Source organism: Aureivirga marina, assembly GCF_015767265.1.
GTDB lineage: Bacteria > Bacteroidota > Bacteroidia > Flavobacteriales > Flavobacteriaceae > Aureivirga > Aureivirga marina.
Genome location: NZ_JADPIB010000001.1, coordinates 346,006 through 367,840, shown reverse-complemented (window position 1 = coordinate 367,840; position 21,835 = coordinate 346,006). Strand labels below are relative to the sequence as shown.

Below are 21,835 nucleotides of genomic sequence, written 5' to 3'. Positions count from 1 at the left end.
TATAAATTAAAAACCACCTTTTTTAAAAGGTGGTTTTTTTTTGAAAATAACTTATATATGAAGAAATTCTCTATAACTTTGCAACATGGAAAAAACATTGAGTAAAGTATTTGGATTAAGAGCTGTAATAGAAGCTATTCAATCTGGAAAAACTGTTGAAAAAGCTTTTGTTCAAAAAGGCTTAAGTGGGAATTTATATAGTGAGTTTAACAAATTAGCTAAAGAGAAAAATATTGCTATTAGTTTTGTTCCTGTTGAAAAATTAGATAGACTTTCTAAAAATCAAAACCACCAAGGTATTGTTGTCCAAATTTCACCAATTGAATATTATGAAGCTGAAATTTTGATTGATGAAATTTGTTCAAATAAAGAAAAGCCTTTATTTTTAATATTAGATCATTTAACAGATGTTAGAAATTATGGTTCTATTATAAGAACTGCTGAATGTACTGGAGTAGATGCGATTATTGTTCCAAAATCAGGAAGTGCTTCTTTAAATGCAGATGCAATTAAAACTTCTGCGGGAGCAGCATTTAAAGTACCAATTTGTAAAGTTAATCATATTAAAGATGCTGTATTTTTAATGCAATCTTATGATGTACAAGTTGTGGCAGCAACAGAAAAAACTGAAGATACAATTTATGATGTGAATTTTAATACAGCATCAGCAATAATCATGGGAGCTGAAGACAGAGGAGTTAATCCATCTGTTTTAAAAGTTGTGAATAACAAAGCAAAATTACCTCTATTAGGTGAAATCGGTTCTCTGAATGTATCAGTTGCATGCGGTGCATTTTTATATGAAGTTGTAAGACAAAGAACTAAATAATAAAATAAATGCTATTAACTTAGCATTTATTTTCTCTCTCTTCCCCTAAGTACAATTGAAAATCATAACAATTTAATTGATAATTATATGAAAAAAAATTTAAAGTTTTTGATGTTTATTATTTGTGTTGGAACTTTTGCTCAAGAAGGATATAAAGCAAAAGGAAAGGCATCTTATTATAATGATAAATATAACGGGGCTAAAACAGCAAATGGGGAAAAATATTCCAATAAAAAATATACTGCAGCCCATTTAACATTACCTTTTGGAACACTTTTAAAAGTTACAAATCCAGAAAATCAGAAATCAGTTATTGTAAGAGTAAATGATAGAGGACCAAGTAAAAAAAGTGGAAGAATCATTGATTTGAGTAAAATTGCAGCACAAGAATTAGAGATAATTAAAAAAGGAGTTGCAGAAGTTGAGTTAAAAGAAGTTGAAAATACAGAAATTGCTCAAGATAATTCTTTTGAAGTTACAAATGAAACTAAAGAAGAAATTAAAAAAGAAAAAAAGGAGGAAACCAAAAAAGAAGGAGTTGCAGAGGTAGTTAAAAAAGAAGATGTTGTAAAAGAAGCTGTTGAAAATATTAAAGAAATTACATCTAATTTCACTAAAAACACCGCAGAATATTATTCTTTAGAATCAAAAAAGATGAATATTTCTGGTTTTGGAATACAAATAGGAAATTATAAAGAGATGGTTAATTTAATGGAGTTATCTACTAAATTAAAAGAAGCTTTTGGATATCCTGTTCATGTAAAAGTAGTTAAAAGTGAAACAGAAAAACATTATAAAATATCTTTAGGAAATTTTAAATCAAAGGAAAAAGCAGCAAATGCTAAAGAAAAGATTAAAGATAAATTTCCAGATTGTTTTATTATAGAATATTAAAAAAAGAGGGAATTAACTCCCTCTTTTTTATTTTTTGAATTTATTTAAATCAATTCCTCCATAATTTCCTGAACTCATAAATAGAAGGACATTTTTATTAAGATTTTTATTTAGTAAATAATTTTTTAACTCTTCTGAATTTGTGAATACTTTTAAATTTGGATGGTTAAAAGATGCAATAATTTTTTCTTCGGGAATAATTTCTTTTCCTTTAATTTTTAAAGCTTCAATATCATAGAAAATAATTGCTTCATCTGCGTCATTTAAACTTTTATCATATTGAGATAAAAATTCTGGACTTAAACTACTATAAGTATGTAATTCAAAACATGCTAAAATAGAAAAGTTTGAAAATTGCTCTTTTACAGCAGTAGTTGTTGCTTTTACTTTAGAAGGAGAATGTGCAAAATCTTTGAAAATAATTAAGTCATTTGAAGCATAAATTTTCTCAAGTCTTTTATTTGCTCCTTTAAAAGAAGAAATTGCTTCATAAAACTCTTCCTCTCCAATTCCAATATGTTGACAAATCCATTTTGCTCCTGCAATATTTTGTAAATTATGTTTACCAAAAATTTCTAGAGGAACCAATCCTTCGTGAGTTTCAAGAAAAGTAGTGTTATTTTCTATTTGATAGTCATGTACATGATAAGGATATTTTTTAATTGGATTTTCGGCTTTTTCGACAATAGAATTTAAAACTTCATCTTCCTCATTATAAACTAAAATTCCACCATTTGTTATTGAATTAATAAAAATCTCAAATTGTTCATTATAGTTTTCTTCTGTTGGAAAAACATTGATATGATCCCAAGCAATTCCGCTAATTAAAGCAATATTTGGTTTGTATAAATGGAATTTGGGTCTCTTATCAATTGGAGAAGAAAGATATTCATCACCTTCTAAAATAATAAATTCATTTTCATTGGTTAGATTTACCATTGTGTCAAATCCATCTAATTGAGCACCAACCATATAATCTACGTTCATGTCATGATAAGCAAGCACATGAAGAATCATTGCTGTAATTGAAGTCTTTCCATGAGAACCACCAATTACAACTCGAGTTTTTTCTTTTGATTGTTCAAAAATAAATTCAGGATATGAATATATTTTAAGTCCTAATTCTTGTGCTTTTTTAAGTTCTGGATTATCAATTTTGGCATGCATTCCTAAGATAATTGCATCTAAATCTGAAGTGATTTTTTCAGGAAACCAACCGAACTCAGAGGGTAGAAGGTTATGCTTTTCTAATCGTGATTTTGAAGGTTCAAAAATAGTATCATCGCTTCCAGAAACCTGATGACCTTTATTTTTTAAAGCAATAGCAAGATTGTGCATTGCGCTACCTCCAATAGCTATAAAATGTATATTCATTGTAATAATTTCAGTCATTAAAATATACTACAAATATTCTATTTATCCTCTTTAAATTCAAGTTTTATCTAAGAAAAAAATTACAAATTTTCGGTAATGTTTTTTATGAAGAATTTTTTGTAAAATATTGATAATACTATATAAATGACAATAAAATAGAGTATTATAAAGAAAAAAAATATAATTACCGTGTTTAAAAATATTGTGAAATATTTAAAATAGACGGTTAAAATATTAAATAACATATTCTTTTATATAAAAAAATAAAAAAATAATGATTTTTTAACCTTTTTAATATTAATAAAGACATATTTTTTATATTAGCAAACTAATTTTTATAAAAAGATAATCCTATGATAAAAAATTACACAGCATTTCTTTTGCTATCACTATCTCTTATAGGCCTTAAGGGATATTCTCAAAGTACAGAAGATCCTGGAAATCCATTGGATGGAATTTCTGTAGAAGGGGATTTAATTGTTGGTTGTAATGCACCATCTACTTCCGTTTCATTAAATTTTTTCGATGTAGGAACTACAGAAGATTATATTGTGGAACCAATTCCTTTTAGCCCACCTTATCCTTTTACAGGAGGAACTGAACTAGATGATTTAGTAGATGACGTTTGGACAGATGCTATTTCGCTAGGGTTTACATTTGATTTTTACCAACAAATCTTCTCTGAAGCAGCAGTAGGAACAAATGGACAGGTTACTTTTGATACTAATTTATTTGGTGGATTTAGTCAATGGAGTTTTGATGAAACTTTACCTTCAACAGCATTACAAGAAAATACAATTTATGGAGCATACCATGATATTGATATTACTGTTGATAACTTAGGTCAAAACAGTTTTAATTATTACATTGTTGGAGAAGCACCATTTAGAGCTTTAGTAGCGAACTTTTATAAAATTAAACATTTTGGTGGAAGTTGTAATGAAGATTTTGAAACAACTCAACAAATTGTTTTATATGAAGCTACAAACATTATTGATGTTTACATTAAATCTAAGCCATTATGTACTGCATGGAATGATGGTAACGCAGTAATTGGTATTCAAAATGGAGATGGAACTGAAGCTGTTGTTGCTCCAGATAGAAATACTAGTCAATGGGAAGCTTATAACGAAGGATGGAGATTTACTCCAGACGGAACTGTTGTAGGTGGAGGAGAAGTAGAAACTATTACTTGGTATGATAATGATGGAAACGTTGTTGGAACTGGACCAGATGTAGAATTATCGCCAACTGAAACTACAGAATATCATGTTGAAATTACTTATTTACAATCTGATGGTGTTTTGTTGTCTGATACAGAATATTTTATAGTTGAATATTCTAATTTAGAATTACAAGCTATTGATGATATTGCTGTTTGTGATACAAATGATGATGGATTCCAAATTTTTGATTTATCAGGAATTGAACAATCTATTGTTGATCAACATCCTAATGATGAATTAGTATTTACTTATGTGGATGGAAATGGTGTAGCAATAGAAGAATTAACAGATGCTTATCAAAATGCTATTGTTAATGGAGAAACAATTACGATTAAAGCTGTAAGTTCAATTACAGGTTGTGAAAGTGAAATTGATTTAAATTTAGTTGTTGATCAATTAACTTTAAATACAATTGAAACATTAAATTCATGTGATTTAGGTAACGGATTTGGACAGTTTGATACTTCAAATGTTGAAGCAATGTTAGTTGAAGGATTAACAGGAAACTTCCAATTTTCTTTTGTAGATGGAAGTGGAAATACTTACGAATCATTACCAGATGTATTCGAAAATACTCTTCCTTATGATGAAACAATCACTGCTACAGTTTCTACTGATTCAGGATGTATTTCTACAAAAATTATAACATTAAATGTTTTAGATAGTAATTTAGTAATAAATGTACCTGCTATTGAGAAAGTTTGTTCTGGAAGAAATTTTGATTCTTCTAATGTACATGACTTTATTGTTGGAGGACAAGATGTTACAGTTTATTATACAGATGCCAGTGGAAATTCAATTGCAAGCCCTTTTCCTAATCAATATGGAAATAGTGGGGTAATTACTTTTGTTTTAGAAGATAATCAAACAGGTTGTAGAACTGCACCAGAATCTTTTTCATTTGGGTATAAAAGCGATGAAGATTGCGAATTAGGTGATATACCAGAGGGATTCTCTCCTAATGGAAATGGAATCAATGATAGTTTCATTATTGAAAATATTAGAATTGCTTATCCAAATTTTAAACTAGAATTCTATAACCGTTGGGGTAATGTAGTTTATACTGCCGAAGCAGGAAAACCTGATTGGAATGGACAATTAGATGGAGATGGAAGACGTGCGCCAGCTGGAGTATATTTCTATGTTCTTCATTATAATGATGGAGCAAAAGGTCCAGATCAAGGAAGATTATACTTAAATAGATAATTCTAAAAATTAAATAGAAAGAAAAGATAACACATGAAACAAAAGTTACTATTATTTGTATTTGCAGCTTTTTTTGCAGCGAATACATTTGCACAGCAAGACCCACAGTATACTCAATATATGTATAATATGAGTATCGTGAATCCAGCCTATACAACAGGAACAGAAAATATATTAAGTTTTGGAGCTTTATACCGTGCACAATGGGTAGGAGCCGAAGGAGGACCAGAAACATTTACAGGATTTGTACATATGCCAGTATCTGACAATATTGAAGTTGGACTTTCACTTGTACATGACGAAATAGGAGGTATTGTAAAAGAAAATGTAGTTACAGGAGATTTTGCATATCGCTTAAATTTTGCTAATGATTTACATTTATCATTTGGTTTAAAAGCAGGAGTTTCTTTATATGATGCAAATATTGCAGGATTATTAACTATTGTTGATGATCCAGATTTTCAAAGTAATATTAATAAAACTTACTTCAACTTAGGAGCAGGAGTTTATTTTAATTCAGATAAATTTTATGTTGGATTATCTGTTCCATCATTTATTCCACAACCACATTTAGATTCAACAGATACAGAAGATTTATGGGCTAGAGAATCTAATATGTTTTTAACTGGAGGATATGTATTTGATTTAAGTTCAAAATGGCGTTTCAAACCAGCTTTCTTAGCAAAATATATTTCTGGAGAACCAGTTTCGTTTGATTTAACAGCAAACTTCTTATATAATAATTTTGTTGAATTTGGAGCAGGTTACCGTTTCGAAGATGCAATAAGTGGTTTAGTAAACTTTAGAATTTCTGAAGTTGTTCGTTTAGGATATGCTTACGATTATACAACATCAGATTTTAGAGATTATGTAGGTTCTACACATGAATTATTCTTGTTATTTAACATTGATACTTCAACGAAAGGATACGATAAATCACCAAGATTCTTCTAATTCAAAACACGATAATCATGAAAAAAGTTATACTATCTATATGTATTTTGGCATCAGCAGTTCAATATGCTAATGCACAAAGTAGCACACAAAAAAGAGCTGATAAATTATTTGGAAAAGCTCGTTATGTTCAAGCAGCAGAATTATATGAGAAAGAAGTAGAAAATAACAAGTCTTTAGATTTATTAGAAAAATTAGGAGATTGTTATTATTATAATGGAAAAATGAACGATGCATCAAAATATTATGCACAGGCTTTAGAATTATATCCTGAGCAAGTTGATGCAGAACATTTACACCGTTATGCAATGTCTTTAAAAGGAAATAAAGATTACGCAAAAGCAGATAAAGTAATGCAAAAATATAATGCAAAAGTTGGAAGAGTGAAAACTGCTCCAAATACTTTAGCATATTTTGCTGAGCTTGAGAAAAAAGAAAGACGTCCATTTATCGTAACAAATAGTTCAATTAGCACGAAAGATTCAGAATGGGGAGCGGCTTTTAATGCAAATCAAATTGTTTTTGCTTCTTCAAGAGAAGGCGGAGTTAAAGGGAAAAAATATAAATGGAATAATGAGAATTATTTAGATTTATTTATCGCTGAAGTAGATGAAGAAGGAAATGCAACTGGAGCTACACCTTTTTCAGACGAAATTAATTCGCCTGCACATGAAGGAGGAGTTACTTTTAGTGGAGATGGAAATACAATTTACTTCACAAGAAATGTAAAGCCAAAAAATAGAAAAGGAGATAAAGTATCTCATTTAAAAATATTTAAATCTACTAAATCTGGAGGAAACTGGTCAGAACCTATAGAGGTTTCATTCAACCAAGAAGGATATTCTACAGCACATCCTGCATTGAACAAAAATAATACAAAATTATACTTTGCTTCAGATATGCCAGGAACAGAAGGAGGGTTTGATATTTTCGTAGTTGACATCAATAAAGATGGAAGTTTTGGAGAACCAAAGAATGTTGGGCCAAATGTAAATACAGAAAATAGAGAGCAATTCCCGTTTGTAAGTGATGAAGATAATTTATATTTCTCTTCAGATGGTCATATGACTTTAGGAGGAATGGATGTTTTTGTTAGTGAAATTAACGGAAATTCATATTCTAAAGCTCAAAATCTTGGAAATGTAATTAACTCAAATAAAGATGACTTCGGATTTATCTATGATGAAGGAACTGAAAAAGGATTCTTATCATCAAATAGAGATGGAGGACAAGGATCAGATGATATTTATAGAGTTGATCGTAAGCAAATTTACTTCGTAGAAGGAGTTGCACAAGACAGTAAAACAGGAGAATTACTTCCTGGAGCTAAAGTTGTAATGTTTGATAATGCAGGAAGAGAAATCGCGAAAACAACAGTTGGAGCAGATGGAGCTTTTGCATTTGAAATTCAACCAACATCAGACTATAAATTAACTGGTTCAAAATTAACTTATGATCCAGCTAACGTAGAATTTTCAACTGGAAAGAAAGGAAATGTTGAACAAAATGTTGTTCTTAAATTAATCCAAGTAGTTGAAAAACCAAAGTTAGATACAAAACCAATTTATTTCGAGTTTGATAAAGCAATCTTAGTTGAAGAATCTAAAACAGAGTTAGATAGAATTATCAACTTTATGAAAGAACATTCAACTTTCAGAATTGAAGTTGCTTCTTATACAGATAATCGAGGAACTGATGCTTATAACATGAGTTTATCATCTAGAAGAGCAAATGCTGTAAAAGCTTATTTCGTAGAGCAAGGAATTGCTGAAGACAGATTAGTTTCTGTTGGATATGGAGAAACAAAACCAGTTGAAGATTGTACGAAGTGTACGGATGAGCAACATGCTAAGAACCGTAGATCTGAGTTCACTCTAATTGAATAGAATTTTCTCAAAAATTTACTATAACTATACTAACCAAACTTAACTTAAGAGTCATTTCCAAATCGGGAATGGCTCTTTTTTATTAAATGATTTTATTTCAGTTATCTAAGATTTAATTTGTAATTTTCGATGATAAATTTCAAAAAATTGCATGGTTTTTGGAATTTATAATGGCAATTGACGAACCAAATTAGATTATATGAAACTTAAACAGCTACTTATTCTTTTTTTGTTCAGTGTAACAACGATTTTTGCACAACAAAAAAACTATGAAAAAACATGGGAAAAAGTGGAAGACTTAGAAAAGAATGGTCTTCCAAAATCAGCTTTAAAGATTGTAGATTCACTTTTTAAAGTTGCTGAAAAAGAGAAAAATAATGCTCAAATTATTAAAATAATTATAGCAAAGAATCATTTAAGAACTTCATTTGAAGAAAATTCTGAAACCAAATCAATAGACTTTTTAAAAGAACAAATTAAAGTTCAAGAATTTCCTGTAAATGCTATTTTAGAAAATATTTTAGCTAAAGAATATTGGGATTATTTTCAAAAAAATAGATATAGACATTATAATAGAACAAGAAACAAAGAAGTAAATAATGAAGATTTTAAAACTTGGGATACTTATAAGTTTTTGGAAGTTGTAGAGAATTTATATTCTGAAAGTTTAGAAAAGGCTGATGCTTTGAAAAAAATTAAGTTAAAAGATTATGAAGCAATGCTAGTAAATATAAAAGATTCCAAGATATTTCGTCCTACTTTATATGATTTTTTAGCGCATAATGCTTTAACTTTTTTTAATAATAGTGAAAGTTCTATCACAAAGCCAAAAGATGCTTTTCAGATAGATGACAAAAAATATTTTTCAAATATTGATGTTTTTATTCCATTAAAAATTAATTCTAAAGATACTCTATCTCAGAAAGTGAAATCTTTAAAATTATACCAAGATTTATTGGCTTTTCATAAAGAAAATAAGAATGTTTTACCTCTAGCAATGGTAAACATAGAACGTTTGAAATATGTAAGAAATCACACAAATTATATAAATAAAGAGCAAGATTATGAAGAAGCTTTAAAAACATTTTTAAACCAAAATAAAAACACAAATGCTTTTCCTTTAATTTCGTATGAGTTAGCTTCTTTTTATTTAGAACTAGGAAATCAATATTCTACTTCAAATCCAAAATATCAGTGGAAGTTGAAGGAAGCAGTTGCAGTTTGCGAAGCAGCAATTGCAAAAAATGAAAAAGGAAAATTTACAAAGGATTGTAAGGTTTTATTGAAGAATATAAAAAATGATTTTATAATTATTCAGCAAGAAAAATTTTTACCAATTGAACAAAATTCGAAGGTTTTAATTACTTATAAAAACACAAAAGATATTTATTTCAGAATTATAAAAATTGATGAAAAAGATTTTAAATTCATAGCAAAATATAGATATAATTATAATAGAAAAGATACTATAAAAACATATTTAAAAAATAAAACTCCTTTAGATAAATTACATTATTCTTTAAAAGATATTGGAGATTTTCAGAGTCATTCTACAGAAGCTTTAATTCCGCCTCTAGGAAATGGAAGATATGTTTTAGCTTTTAGTTCTTCTGAAAATTTTAAAGATTTTAATTATAATATTTTTCAGGTAACAGATCTGACTTTAATTCAAAATGAAAATGAAGGAACTTATATTTATCAAGTTGTAGATCGAAATACTGGAAAACCAATTTCAAATGCAAAAGTTCATTTGACAAGTAAAGATCAAAATTCTTTTGATAAAGGTTTTATTACTAATAAGAAAGGAGAGTTTTCATTTGTAAATAGAGAAAAACACAATTTATATAATTTAAATGTTCATATTTATACAAATAAAGAGGAAGCTTTTTTTAGTGGATTATATCAGTATAGAGAAAATGAAAGAAAGAGAAGTTATGATGAAAAATATTTAGATGGACATTCTTATACATTTACAGATAGAAGTATTTATAGACCTGGTCAAACAGTATATTTTAAAACGATTGCTTTTACAAATGATGGTAAAAAAACAGAGGTAATTCAGAATAGAAATTTCATTGCTATTTTAGAAGGACCAAATGGAGATGAAATAAAAAAGTTGAATTTTAAAACAAATGAATTTGGTTCTTTTGCTGGAGTTTTTCAATTACCTAGTTCTGGCTTAACAGGAAATTATGACATTTATATTGAAGTAGATGATGAAAAAGATGAAGCTTATTTTGATGATACTTTAGATGATTTTGAAGATCATGAAGTTTATTTTAATGTAGAAGAATATAAAAGACCAAAATTTGAAACAGAACTTCTACCAATTAAAAAAACATATCAAGTTAATGATAGTGTTTTTGTAAAAGGAAATGCAACATCTTTTACAGGAAGTGCAATCTCAGAAGCAAAAGTTGTTTATACAGTAGAAAGAAAAGTGAATTTACCTAATTGGTATTATCGAACGAATGGATATAGTTATTCTCCTGCACAGCAAATTGCAAATGGAGAAGTGATAACAGATGCAGAGGGGAATTATACAATTCCATTTAAGGCAATTCCTGATGAAAGTTATTCGAAAGAATTTTTACCTGTTTTTAATTATGAAATAAATGTTTCAGTGACGGATATCAATGGAGAAACACATACTGCAAATACAAATGTAAAAGTAGGATATCAGTCTTATGAAGTAAAAATTAATTCACCAAGTGAAATTTCTTTTAAAGAAAAAGATGTTACGCTTAAATTAAATGTTACAAATCTAAATGGTGAAAAAGCTACTGCGTCAGGTAAAATAAAAATTTATGCTTTAAAGGCACCAAAATTGGCCAGAAAAAGAACTTGGAATGCACCAGATTTTCCAATGTATTCTAAAGAAGAATTTAACCAACTTTTTCCACATGATTTTTATGGAAATAATACTAATTTCAATCAACTTATTCCACATGGTTTAAATGAAAATAATACAAATTTTAAAGATTGGGAAAAAGAAAAAATTGTTTTTGAGAAAACTTTTGATACAAAAAAATCAGATTCTATTATTTTACCAAGTTTGAAAAATTGGAAACTTGGAAAATATTTTGTAGAAGTGGAAATCGAGGATAAAAATGATCTTAAAATAAAAGAGGAAACTTATTTTGATTTAATAAACCCAAAATCGAAGAAAGTTTTAAATAATGAATTGTTTACAATTCAAACAGATAAGAATTTTTATTTTGATGAAGAAAAAGCAACTATAAAAATTGGAACAGCTTCTCCAGCAATGTATATAACACTAAGAATAGTCAATGATGAGAAAATAATTAAAGAAGAAATTATCAAGCTTTCAAATAAAATAAAAGAAGTTTCGATTCCTTTTGATGGTAAAAAGAAAGATTTTTATGTGAATTATTCTTGGGTGAATTTTAATTCTTCAGGGCAAGGAACAGAAACAATAAGGTTTGCGGAAGAGGAAAGAAGAAAACTACAAATTGTGGCCAAAACTTTTAGAGATAAACTAGAACCAGGAAAAAAAGAAAAATGGTCTTTTATTATCACGAATGATGAAGGAAATGTGGTTGCATCAGAACTTTTAGCCAATATGTATGATGCTTCTTTAGATAAATTAACAGGACATAATTGGAGTTTTCATAGTTATCCAAGAAAAGATTACAGTCATAATACTTTAGTGTCAAATGCAAATTATTCTTTTGGAAATATATCAAAATCTTTTAGTTTTCCAATTAAAAATACTTATGTTGAAAAACAATATTTCGATTCTTTTTTAAACTTTAATTATTATCAATATAGAAGAGCTAAAAACGGAAGGGAGCAGGAAATAGCTACTTATTTTGATTCCGAGAAACCACAAGGTAAAGCATCAGGTGTGACAGTTACAGCAGCGGGGCAAACTAATGCTATAAGGATAAGAGGTGTTGGTTCTGTTGTTGAAGGAGGGAAATCATTGTATATAGTAGATGGTGTACAAGTATCTGAAAGTGAATTTAATTCATTAACAAATTTAGATATAAAATCAATGTCTGTTCTAAAAGGTGAGCAAGCTAGTGCAATTTATGGAGCAGCAGCTGTAAATGGAGTTGTGATTATCACTACTAAAAATGTTCAGAAGAAAAAACAACCAATCCAAATTCGTAAAAATCTTCAAGAAACTGCTTTCTTTTATCCTCAGTTGCGAACAGATAAAGACGGAAATGTACAATTTGAATTTACAAGTCCTGAAGCTTTGACAAAATGGAAATTACAATTATTAGCACATACAAAAGATGTGATTTATAAAATTGAAGAATTGACCACAGTTACTCAAAAAGAATTAATGGTAATTCCGAATGCTCCAAGATTTTTTAGAGAAGGAGATGCAATGACTTTTACGACGAAAATTGCAAGTTTAAGCGATGAAAAATTAGAAGGAAAAGCACGTTTAGAATTCTTTGATGGAATTACTGAAAAACCAATTAATCATTTATTGGATAATTCAGATTTTGAGAAAGATTTTACGGTGGTAGCAAATGGAAATACTGCTGTAAGTTGGAATATTAAAATTCCAGAAGGAATCCAAGCGATTCAATATAGAGTAGTAGCAGAAACTTCTACTTTTTCGGATGGAGAACAAAATACACTTCCAGTTTTGTCTAATAGAATGTTAGTGACAGAAACTTTACCAATGTGGATAAATTCAAATGAAACAAAAACATTCACTTTAGATAAACTAAAAAATACAAATTCGGAAACAAGAACAAATTATAAACTGACTTTAGAAGTTACTTCCAATCCGATTTGGTATGCGATTCAGTCTTTACCTTATTTAATGGAATATCCATATGAATGTAGCGAACAAACTTTTGCTAGATTTTATGCGAATGCTTTAGCAAAACAACTTTTGAATCAACATCCGAAAATTCAAAGAGTTTTTGAGCAATGGAATAATACGGAAGCTTTACTTTCTAATTTAGAGAAAAATCAAGAATTAAAATCTTTATTAATTGAAGAAACTCCTTGGTTAAGAGATGCGCAATCGGAAACGGAACAGAAAAAGCGAATTGCTTTATTATTTGAGTTAAATCAATTACAAAATGCACAGCAAAATACGATTTTAAAGTTGGAGCAAATGCAATTAGGTAACGGAGGTTTTCCTTGGTTTAGTGGAAATAATAGAGTGAATGATAGAATTACATTACACATCGCAATTGGTTTTGCACATTTACAAAAAATGGGTGTTTCTTTAAACGAAAAGGAATCTGAAATTTTTGAGAAAGCAAAAACTTATCTGAATAAAAACTTTATAGAAGATTATGATAAATTAATAAAGAATTCAAAAAAACAGAAGAGTTCAAAGAAGTATTTAGAACAAAATCATTTGACAAATGATATAATTTCTTACTTGTATTTATATAGTTTTAAACCGACAAAAAATCAAGATAATGAAAAAGCTTTAACTTATTTTAAAAAGCAAGCAGAGAAATTTTGGTTAAAAACAAATTTAGGTTCACAAGGGAAAATTGCAATGTTGTTTTCGAGAATTGGAAATGAAAAAACCGCAAAAAACATCTTGAAGTCTTTAAAAGAAAGAAGTACAACAAATGAAGAGTTAGGAACGTATTGGAAATCGAATGTTTCTAGTTGGTTTTGGTATCAAGCTCCAATTGAAACACAAGCTTTATTGATTGAGACTTTTGCAGAAATTGATTCAGACATAAAATTTGTGGATGGTTTAAAACAATGGTTATTGAAAAATAAACAAACAAATCGTTGGGCAACTACAAAAGCGACTACAGAAGCAATTTATGCTTTAGTTTCTACAGGTACAAAGTGGATTGAAAATGATGAAAATGTTGCGATTAAAATTGGAACTAAAGCTTTAGATATTTCAAAATTAGAAAACCAAAAACCTGAGGTTGGAACAGGTTATATCAAAGAAACTTGGTCGAAAACAGAAATTAAACCAGAAATGGCGACCGTTACTTTAGAGAAAAAAGGAGAAGGAATTGCTTGGGGAGCTTTGTATTGGCAATATTTTGAAGATTTAGATAAAATCACAACTTCTGAAACTGGACTTTCGATTCAGAAAGAATTATTTATAAAGAAAGTTACTTCGGAAGGAGATATTTTAAATAAAATAACAAAAGAAAATCCTGCGAAAATTGGAGATTTGGTTACAATAAGAATTGTTTTAAAAGCGGATCGAGATATGGATTTTGTTCATATGAAAGATATGAGAGCTTCAGGATTTGAACCTGTGGATGTGATTTCGAAATATAAATGGCAAGATGGATTAGGTTATTATCAAAGCACAAAAGATGCAAGTACAAATTTCTTCTTTTCAGAAATAAGAAAAGGAACGTACGTTTTTGAATATAATGTAAGAGCGAACAATGCAGGAGATTTTTCTAATGGAATAACAACAATTCAAAGTATGTATGCTCCAGAATTTTCTAGTCATACTGAGGGAATTCGTGTAGAGATTAAATAAGAAAGTATTTAAATTAATATAAAAAATCCGAGTTTATGGCTCGGATTTTTTTAGATATTTTAGTTAATAATTGTCCATAGGAACTGAATCACCTAAAAATCCTGATAATATTCCGAAAAATAATATTACCTCAAAATAAAACAATAAACCTAAAATTAGGATATATATTAATGTCCAAAAAGATTGTAATTTATATTTTATAATTGAAATAGAAATACAAAGAACTAATTGTATTAATGAAATGGTAAGAGTTATTTTTGAAAATGTAAAATATTGAGGATTATCACTTTTAATTCCAAAAAATAACAATGAAAAAAGCATGAACATTAATATAATGCCAAAAAGTAAATTATATATCCAAAACTTTTTCATGTTTTATTTTTCACTAAAATAATTTCGGATAAAATACTAATAGCAATTTCATGAGGAGTTTCACTTTTAATTGACAAACCAATTGGCGCATGAACTTGTTGCAATTTATCTTCTGAAATTCCTTGTTTTTTATAGGAATTCCACATGTTTGTAAGTTTTGCTTTACTTCCTAAAATTCCAATATATTTAAATTGAAATTCCAATAAATTTTTTAATACAATAAAATCATCTGTAAATTTATTTGTCATGATGACAATGTAAGCTTCTTCTTTATGTTGAATAAAGGATGAAATATCTTCGTAATTAATGACCTTTTTTACATCTGCAAAAATATTTGATTCTAACGTATTTAATTTTGTACGATTGTCATAAACAGTTATTTTAAAATCTAATTTTGATGCAAATTCTGATAAAGCCAAACTAATATGTCCACCTCCAATTATATGTAATTCAGATTTTTGAATTACCTTTTCTTGATAAAAAATGTCACCACTTTTTTGAAGAGAAATGGAATTCAAATTCCAATAAATTGTTTCCGATTTAGAATGAATGATTTTTTCTATAGTTGGAAGAAAAGATTGGTTCAAAAAATGAAACATAATTGTTTGCTTTCCTGAACAAATCATACCAGAACTTTTTTCAACATTTTTTTGATGAATTTGCTCTTTCAGATAGTTTTTTTGAATACCATTTTTTAAATTTCTTTTAGCTTCTTCAATCAAGTCAAATTCCATGATTCCTCCGCCAATGGAGCCAAACAAATCACCAGAATCATTTACAAACATTTTAAATCCTTTCTTTCCAGGAGAACTTCCTTCATTTGCTATGACAGTTAATAAATAAAGACGTTTCTTTTGATTTAATTGTTGTGAAATTTCTTTCCAAATAGACATAAAATAGGGTTTAAAAAAAAGTAATACTTAAAGCATAATAAATTGCCATCAATCCAGAAAAAATAGCACTTGCAAGAAAGCGATAGGAAAGATGTATTTTATTTTGGATGATATAATTTGCAAAAAGTGAAATAGGAATATTCACCAAAAAAGAAAAAACTGCAATGGTTAATAATTTCCATGTAATATTTGAAAAATCTTTATTTAAAAGTTCAATAAAAAAAAGATGCCTAGCAATCCATAGAGGATTAAAATAACTAATTGCTAGAAAAGTTTTAATAAGAGCTAATTTTCGTTTGCTAAATTTTGCAGTTTTTTTCTCAATCCAATGAAAATAATTTGGAATTTCAAAAGCGTATAATGTTGCACCAATAAACATAATTCCGAAAACTCGAAGCCATGAAAATTCGTGTAATAACAAAGCTGCAATTGTGTCTCCAATACTGTACACAAGTGCGCCTCGAAGGACATTATATTTGGTGTAAATTACTTTTATTTTGGTGTAAATTTAAGATTCGTATAAAGCTAATAATACTTTTTCTGGTGTAAAAGGCGCATGAAACTTTTGTTCGTAATTTGGATTAAAATTTTGAATCGCATCTTGAATCGCAAAATAAGTTCCAATTCCATACATCAATGGAGGTTCTCCAACAGCTTTCGATTTGTAAATTGCCAAATCGTTTCCATTTGTTTCAATTGCTTTAATATTAATTTTCTTAGGAACAGCAAATACATCTGGAATTTTGTATGTTGATAAACTATTAGAAGTTAAAATCCCTTCCTTATTATATGCAATTTCTTCTAAAGTCATCCAACCAATTCCTTGTACAAGTCCACCTTCAATTTGCCCCAAATCTATATCTAAATTCATACTTTTTCCAAAATCATGAGCAATATCAACTTGATCAATTTCATAGGTTCCTCTTATACAATCTAAAGTGATTGTTGTTACAGAAGTTCCATAAACATGATATGCAAACGGATGTCCTTTTTCTGCTTTTTTATCAAAATAAATTTCAGGAGTTGCATAATGTGCTTTTTCTGATAATTGTACTCTTTCTAAAGCTGCAATTGTAATTAATTCTTCCCAAGATATTTTTTTAGTTTGAGTTAAATTAATAACATAATTGTTTTCAAATTTTAAATCTTTTTTATCACTTAATAATTCTCTTGCAGCAATATTAATTAAACGATTTTTAAGTACTATACAAGCTTTTAGTAAAGCTTTTCCGTTTAAATCAGTAGTAGAGCTTGCAGCAGAAGGAGAAGTATTTGCAACTCGAGTTGTATTTGTAGATTCAATTTTAATTTTGGAAGCATCAATTCCAAATTCTTGACTAGCAATTTGAAGCATTTTTGTATTCACACCTTGCCCCATTTCAACCGCAGCTGTACTTATACCAACACTTCCATCAAGATAAATATGAACTAAAGCTCGTGCATGATTCATGGAAGTATTTGTAAAAGAAATTCCAAATGTGATTGGCATAATTGCCATTCCTTTTTTTATGTATTTATTGTTTTTATTGAATTGTTTAATTTCTTCTTTTATTATAGAAAAATTGGAAAGTTCCATTGCTAAATTCCAAGAATTTTCTGTTTCTACATTTTTTGCAATTTGTCCATAAGAAAAGATGTCATTTTCTTGTAATAAATTTTTCTTTTGAATTATTGATTTACAAACGCCAATTTGATGTGCAGCTTTTGCAATTGCACTTTCAATGACAAACATTCCTTGTGGACCACCAAATCCACGAAATGCAGTATTTGGAGGTAAATTTGTTTTACAAGGATAAACAGAAGTATGTACATTTTTTATGGAATAACAATTAGTAGCATGAAAAAGTGTTCGTTCTGCAACTGCTGGAGAAAGATCTGCGGAAGCACCAGAATTTTGTAAAAAATCGGCTTCAAATGCATGAATTTTTAAATCTTTTGTCAATCCAATTTTAAAGCTACTCTCATAAGGATGCCTTTTTCCAGTGAATTTTATATCATCATGTCGATCTAAAATAATTTTAATAGGAACATTTAAATGTTGTGCAGCTACAGCAGCCATCACTCCCCAAGAAGTTGCTTGATCTTCTTTTCCTCCAAATCCGCCTCCCAAACGTAAAACATCCACTTCGATTTGATACATAGGAATTCCAAGAACACGTGCAGCAATTTTTTGTAGAATCGTTGGTCCTTGTGTAGAAGAATATATTTTAAAATGTCCGTTTTCTTCTGGACAAACATAACAACCTTGTGTTTCTAAATAAAGATGTTCTTGACCATTTGTAAAAGTTACGTCTTCAAAAATATAAGTACATTCATTAAAAGCTTCTTCTGTATTTCCAATAGAAAAATGTCTTGGATTACTAACAAATAATTTTTTTTCTTTAGCTTCGGAAGCAGTAGTAATTACTTTAAATTCTTCAATTTCGATAGAAATTAAACCTCTTGCTTGTCTTGCAATAAAACTACTTTTAGCAACAATCAAAGCAATTGGTTGCCCCGCATAATGAACTTCATCTTTAGCCCAAAGAGCTTCATCTTGTATAATTCCACCAATTTGATTTTCTCCTTTAATATCTTTGAATGTAAAAATACGTTCAACACCTTCTAATTTTTCTGCTTCTGAATAATCAATTGAAATTATTTTTCCATGAGCTTTTTGGGAAGCGAAAATAACTCCGTGTAAAGTGTCACTTCTTGTAATGATGTCATCAATGTAAATAGAAGTACCTGTGACATGTGAAATACTATCTTTATTTTTCATAATTAATTTTAAAATAAGTTAGGAAAGAGAGTAATAAAATGTGCTTTAACCAATTGTTTTGCAAGTAATCTTTTATATGCTGAGGTTCCTCGAATGTCAGAAATCGGAGCAATTTCATCATTTAAAATTTCTAAGGATTTCTCTATATTTTCTTCATTTAATTCATTTTGATTTAAAAAAGAAACAGTATTTTTTGCATAAAAAGGAATTGGAGCAACTCCACCAATAGAAAGATGAATATTTGTTATTTGATTTTCTATAATTTCAATTTGCATGGCAGAATTTACACTTGCAATATCTAAATGAGTTCGTTTTGAAACTTTTTCAAAATTAAAAGAGGCATTTTTTTCTAAAATTTTAAAAGAAACAGTTTCTATAATTTCATTTTCTTTTAAATCATAAGTTTTATATCCTTTATAAAAGTCTTTCAAATGAACTTCTCGTAAATTTCCATGTGGATTTTTAATATGTAAAACAGCATTTAAAGCTAAAAAGAAAACAGACAAATCTCCAATAGGTGAAGCATTTACAAAATTTCCACCTAAAGTTCCCATATTTCTAATTTGTTCTGAAGAAACTTTTTTTAGAAATTCAGGTAATTTTGGAATTTGTTTTAGAAAAATAGAATTTTCTAATAAATGAGAAACAGTTGTATTTGCACCAATAAAACAAGTTTTTTCTTTCTGTTGAATTGTTTGATGTTCTTTATTTAAAGTGATCAGGTGAACATCTTTTTTTCTTAAATGATCTGCTTGTTGTACATATAAATCGGAACCACTTGCAACAATTTTCCCTTTTTTTGGATTTTCTTTTTTTGGAATATTTTTTAATTTTTCTGGAATTGTAGCAAAATAGGAAGGTAAAAATTGATGTTGAATTAAATCGTTAATCGAATTTTTAATAGAAAAACCTTTCAATGAATTATTAATAATTTCTCCAGCTTTTTCAATCGATTTATAACCTGTACATCTGCAAATATTTCCACTAATCACATCTTGAAAAGTATTTAATGGATTATGATTATGTTGTGTTTTTTTAATAGCAAAACCAGTTAAAGAAACAACAAAACCAGGTGTGCAGAAACCACATTGCGTTCCATTATTCGAAATCATTTCTTCTTGAACACGATTTAAACCATTTTCTAAAGAAATTCCTTCTACTGTAACTACATGCTTTCCATGAACATTTCCAAGAGGAGAAATACAAGAAGTTATCGAATGATAAATTACATTATCATCGTGAAGTTCACCGATTAAAATTGTGCAAGCTCCACAATCACCTTCTCTACAACCAATTTTTGTTCCTTTTAAGTTTCGGTATTCTCTTAAGAAATCTACCAAAGGTTCTCCTTGATGTACAGAAGTTTTTATTGTTTTGTTATTTAATATAAATTCAATCATTATTTTCTTCAGCGTATTGTTTTTTAAAAGATTAAGATACTAATTAGAAATGTAAAAAAGTAGGTGATTTCGTTAAAATGAATTGTAAAATGATTTATTAAAATTATTTCAAGGAAGCTCGTATCTTTGTGAAAAATTAAAATCATGGACTTAAAGTTAATACCAAATATAAAACACGCTGATTCGGATAATTTCTTTTTACTTGCTGGGCCTTGTGCTATTGAAGGAGAAGAAATGGCGATGCGAATTGCTGAACATATTTTAAAAGTTACAGATAAATTAGAAATTCCTACAATTTTTAAAGGAAGTTTTAAAAAAGCAAATCGTTCAAGAATTGATAGTTTTACAGGAATTGGAGATGAAAAAGCTTTAGAAATTTTACAAAAAGTAGGAGAGAAGTTTCAAGTTCCTACAGTTACTGATATTCATGAAGCAAATGATGCTGCTTTTGCTGCGCAATTTGTAGATGTTCTTCAAATTCCAGCATTTTTAGTTCGTCAAACAGATTTAGTTGTTGCTGCTGCTAAAACAGGAAAAGTAGTGAATTTAAAAAAAGGACAATTTATGAGTCCTGATGCGATGAAACACGCTGTTAAAAAAGTAACAGATTCTGGAAATTCACAAGTGATGGTAACGGATAGAGGAACAATGTTTGGATATCAAGATATGATTGTAGATTTTAGAGGAATTCCTGAAATGCAAAAATATGCTCCTACAATTTTAGATATTACACATTCATTACAACAACCAAATCAGGCAAGTGGTGTAACTGGAGGAAAACCAGAATTAATAGAAACAATTGCAAGGGCAGGAATTGCAGCAGGAGTGGATGGATTATTTTTAGAAACACATTTTGATCCAGCAAATGCAAAATCTGACGGAGCAAATATGTTAGATTTACAACATTTTGAAAAGTTAATGACAAACTTAACTGCGATTCGTAAAGTAGTTAAGAGTTTATAAAATATTATTTCTAACCCTTCTAAAAAGAAGGGTTTTTTATTATAATTTTTTTAATAAAGAAATTTGTCCAAGATGATAATAAGAATGTTCTATCATTCCTTCAATATTTCTTTGATAATCTCCATATTCTTTTTTTACAAAAGGTTTCGATAGTTTTTCCTCTTCAAGGTTTTCAACAAAAACAGCAAATTTTTCTGCATTTTTAATTAAATTATTTTTTAATAAACTCCATTCTTCTTCAGAATTTATAGGAATCATATCAAAACTATATTTATCGGAAATTTCTAGTTTTCCAGTTTCAAAAAAGTGATTAATTCCCGAGATATAATAATTTATATGGAAAGTTAAAATTGCAATTGAATTTAAATTTTCAACTTTCCTAATTGCTTTTTTCCAATCTATATCTTTTAAAGTTTCTTGATAATTTGTATTAGAAATCCATTTTCCATTTAGTAAAACTTCTCTAAATCTATCAGCTAATTTTTTTGAATTTGTCATTTGAGTTTTATTTAGTGATAAAGATAAAATTAATTATAGATAAAACCGTTATTGATTTAAAAATGTAACAAATAAGAAAACAGACAGTCTTATTTGAAAATGAAATTAAC

Annotated in this window: 13 protein-coding genes; 7 read left to right on the top strand and 6 right to left on the bottom strand. The window is 28.4% G+C overall.

The window, feature by feature from the left end; genetic code table 11:
- Window positions 1-85: 85 nt before the first annotated feature.
- Window positions 86-829, top strand: coding sequence for a 23S rRNA (guanosine(2251)-2'-O)-methyltransferase RlmB (gene rlmB, locus I1A51_RS01700; RefSeq protein WP_196890646.1), 744 nt, complete (start codon window positions 86-88; stop codon window positions 827-829).
- Window positions 830-916: 87 nt separating this feature from the next.
- Entirely contained in the window at window positions 917-1,723 is an 807-nt protein-coding gene (locus I1A51_RS01695) for a septal ring lytic transglycosylase RlpA family protein (protein WP_196890645.1), read from the top strand.
- A gap of 27 nt (window positions 1,724-1,750) precedes the next feature.
- Here the strand turns inward: I1A51_RS01695 and I1A51_RS01690 are convergent, their stop codons facing one another.
- Window positions 1,751-3,097 (bottom strand): UDP-N-acetylmuramate--L-alanine ligase, encoded by a 1,347-nt coding sequence (locus tag I1A51_RS01690; protein WP_196890644.1) that lies wholly within the window; start codon window positions 3,095-3,097, stop codon window positions 1,751-1,753.
- Window positions 3,098-3,450: 353 nt separating this feature from the next.
- Between I1A51_RS01690 and I1A51_RS01685 the strand changes: the two genes are divergently transcribed.
- From I1A51_RS01685 to I1A51_RS01670, 4 genes are all read left to right on the top strand, one after another.
- Complete coding sequence (locus tag I1A51_RS01685) at window positions 3,451-5,529, top strand: gliding motility-associated C-terminal domain-containing protein (RefSeq protein WP_196890643.1); 2,079 nt, start codon at window positions 3,451-3,453, stop codon at window positions 5,527-5,529.
- Window positions 5,530-5,562: 33 nt separating this feature from the next.
- The gene (locus I1A51_RS01680; protein ID WP_196890642.1) at window positions 5,563-6,483 is read left to right on the top strand and encodes a PorP/SprF family type IX secretion system membrane protein; all 921 of its coding nucleotides are present in this window, start codon (window positions 5,563-5,565) and stop codon (window positions 6,481-6,483) included.
- A 17-nt stretch (window positions 6,484-6,500) separates the two neighbouring features.
- A complete protein-coding gene (locus I1A51_RS01675; RefSeq protein ID WP_196890641.1) occupies window positions 6,501-8,369 on the top strand; it encodes an OmpA family protein in 1,869 nt (622 codons plus the stop codon).
- Between the two features lie 199 nt (window positions 8,370-8,568).
- Window positions 8,569-14,838 (top strand): alpha-2-macroglobulin family protein, encoded by a 6,270-nt coding sequence (locus I1A51_RS01670; protein ID WP_196890640.1) that lies wholly within the window; start codon window positions 8,569-8,571, stop codon window positions 14,836-14,838.
- A gap of 368 nt (window positions 14,839-15,206) precedes the next feature.
- Here I1A51_RS01670 and I1A51_RS01665 read toward each other — a convergent pair whose 3' ends face one another.
- The 4 genes from I1A51_RS01665 to I1A51_RS01650 are packed head-to-tail and all read right to left on the bottom strand — an operon-like array spanning window position 15,207 to window position 20,264.
- Entirely contained in the window at window positions 15,207-16,103 is an 897-nt protein-coding gene (locus tag I1A51_RS01665; RefSeq protein ID WP_196890639.1) for an XdhC family protein, read from the bottom strand.
- Window positions 16,104-16,113: 10 nt separating this feature from the next.
- Window positions 16,114-16,554, bottom strand: a complete 441-nt coding sequence (locus I1A51_RS01660; protein WP_196890638.1) for a hypothetical protein — start codon at window positions 16,552-16,554, stop codon at window positions 16,114-16,116.
- Window positions 16,555-16,611: 57 nt separating this feature from the next.
- A complete protein-coding gene (locus I1A51_RS01655) occupies window positions 16,612-18,864 on the bottom strand; it encodes a xanthine dehydrogenase molybdopterin binding subunit (protein WP_196890637.1) in 2,253 nt (750 codons plus the stop codon).
- Between the two features lie 8 nt (window positions 18,865-18,872).
- Window positions 18,873-20,264, bottom strand: a complete 1,392-nt coding sequence (locus I1A51_RS01650; RefSeq protein ID WP_196890636.1) for an FAD binding domain-containing protein — start codon at window positions 20,262-20,264, stop codon at window positions 18,873-18,875.
- A gap of 144 nt (window positions 20,265-20,408) precedes the next feature.
- Between I1A51_RS01650 and kdsA the strand changes: the two genes are divergently transcribed.
- Window positions 20,409-21,227, top strand: coding sequence for a 3-deoxy-8-phosphooctulonate synthase (gene kdsA / locus I1A51_RS01645; RefSeq protein WP_196890635.1), 819 nt, complete (start codon window positions 20,409-20,411; stop codon window positions 21,225-21,227).
- 39 nt (window positions 21,228-21,266) lie between these two features.
- On the opposite strand, the gene I1A51_RS01640 is transcribed toward kdsA, so the two are convergent.
- On the bottom strand, window positions 21,267-21,725 hold the full coding sequence (locus I1A51_RS01640; RefSeq protein WP_196890634.1) for a DUF1572 domain-containing protein: 459 nt from the start codon (window positions 21,723-21,725) through the stop codon (window positions 21,267-21,269).
- Window positions 21,726-21,835 lie beyond the last annotated feature (110 nt).

Bases quoted from the DNA above. Each gene is read 5' to 3' on its own strand.
- I1A51_RS01670 (WP_196890640.1), top strand. From the start codon at position 8,569: ATGAAACTTAAACAGCTACTTATTCTTTTTTTGTTCAGTGTAACAACG.
- I1A51_RS01665 (WP_196890639.1), bottom strand. From the start codon at position 16,103: ATGTCTATTTGGAAAGAAATTTCACAACAATTAAATCAAAAGAAACGT.
- I1A51_RS01655 (WP_196890637.1), bottom strand. From the start codon at position 18,864: ATGAAAAATAAAGATAGTATTTCACATGTCACAGGTACTTCTATTTAC.
- I1A51_RS01675 (WP_196890641.1), top strand. From the start codon at position 6,501: ATGAAAAAAGTTATACTATCTATATGTATTTTGGCATCAGCAGTTCAA.
- I1A51_RS01685 (WP_196890643.1), top strand. From the start codon at position 3,451: ATGATAAAAAATTACACAGCATTTCTTTTGCTATCACTATCTCTTATA.
- I1A51_RS01680 (WP_196890642.1), top strand. From the start codon at position 5,563: ATGAAACAAAAGTTACTATTATTTGTATTTGCAGCTTTTTTTGCAGCG.
- I1A51_RS01690 (WP_196890644.1), bottom strand. From the start codon at position 3,097: ATGAATATACATTTTATAGCTATTGGAGGTAGCGCAATGCACAATCTT.
- I1A51_RS01640 (WP_196890634.1), bottom strand. From the start codon at position 21,725: ATGACAAATTCAAAAAAATTAGCTGATAGATTTAGAGAAGTTTTACTA.
- rlmB (WP_196890646.1), top strand. From the start codon at position 86: ATGGAAAAAACATTGAGTAAAGTATTTGGATTAAGAGCTGTAATAGAA.
- I1A51_RS01650 (WP_196890636.1), bottom strand. From the start codon at position 20,264: ATGATTGAATTTATATTAAATAACAAAACAATAAAAACTTCTGTACAT.
- kdsA (WP_196890635.1), top strand. From the start codon at position 20,409: ATGGACTTAAAGTTAATACCAAATATAAAACACGCTGATTCGGATAAT.
- I1A51_RS01695 (WP_196890645.1), top strand. From the start codon at position 917: ATGAAAAAAAATTTAAAGTTTTTGATGTTTATTATTTGTGTTGGAACT.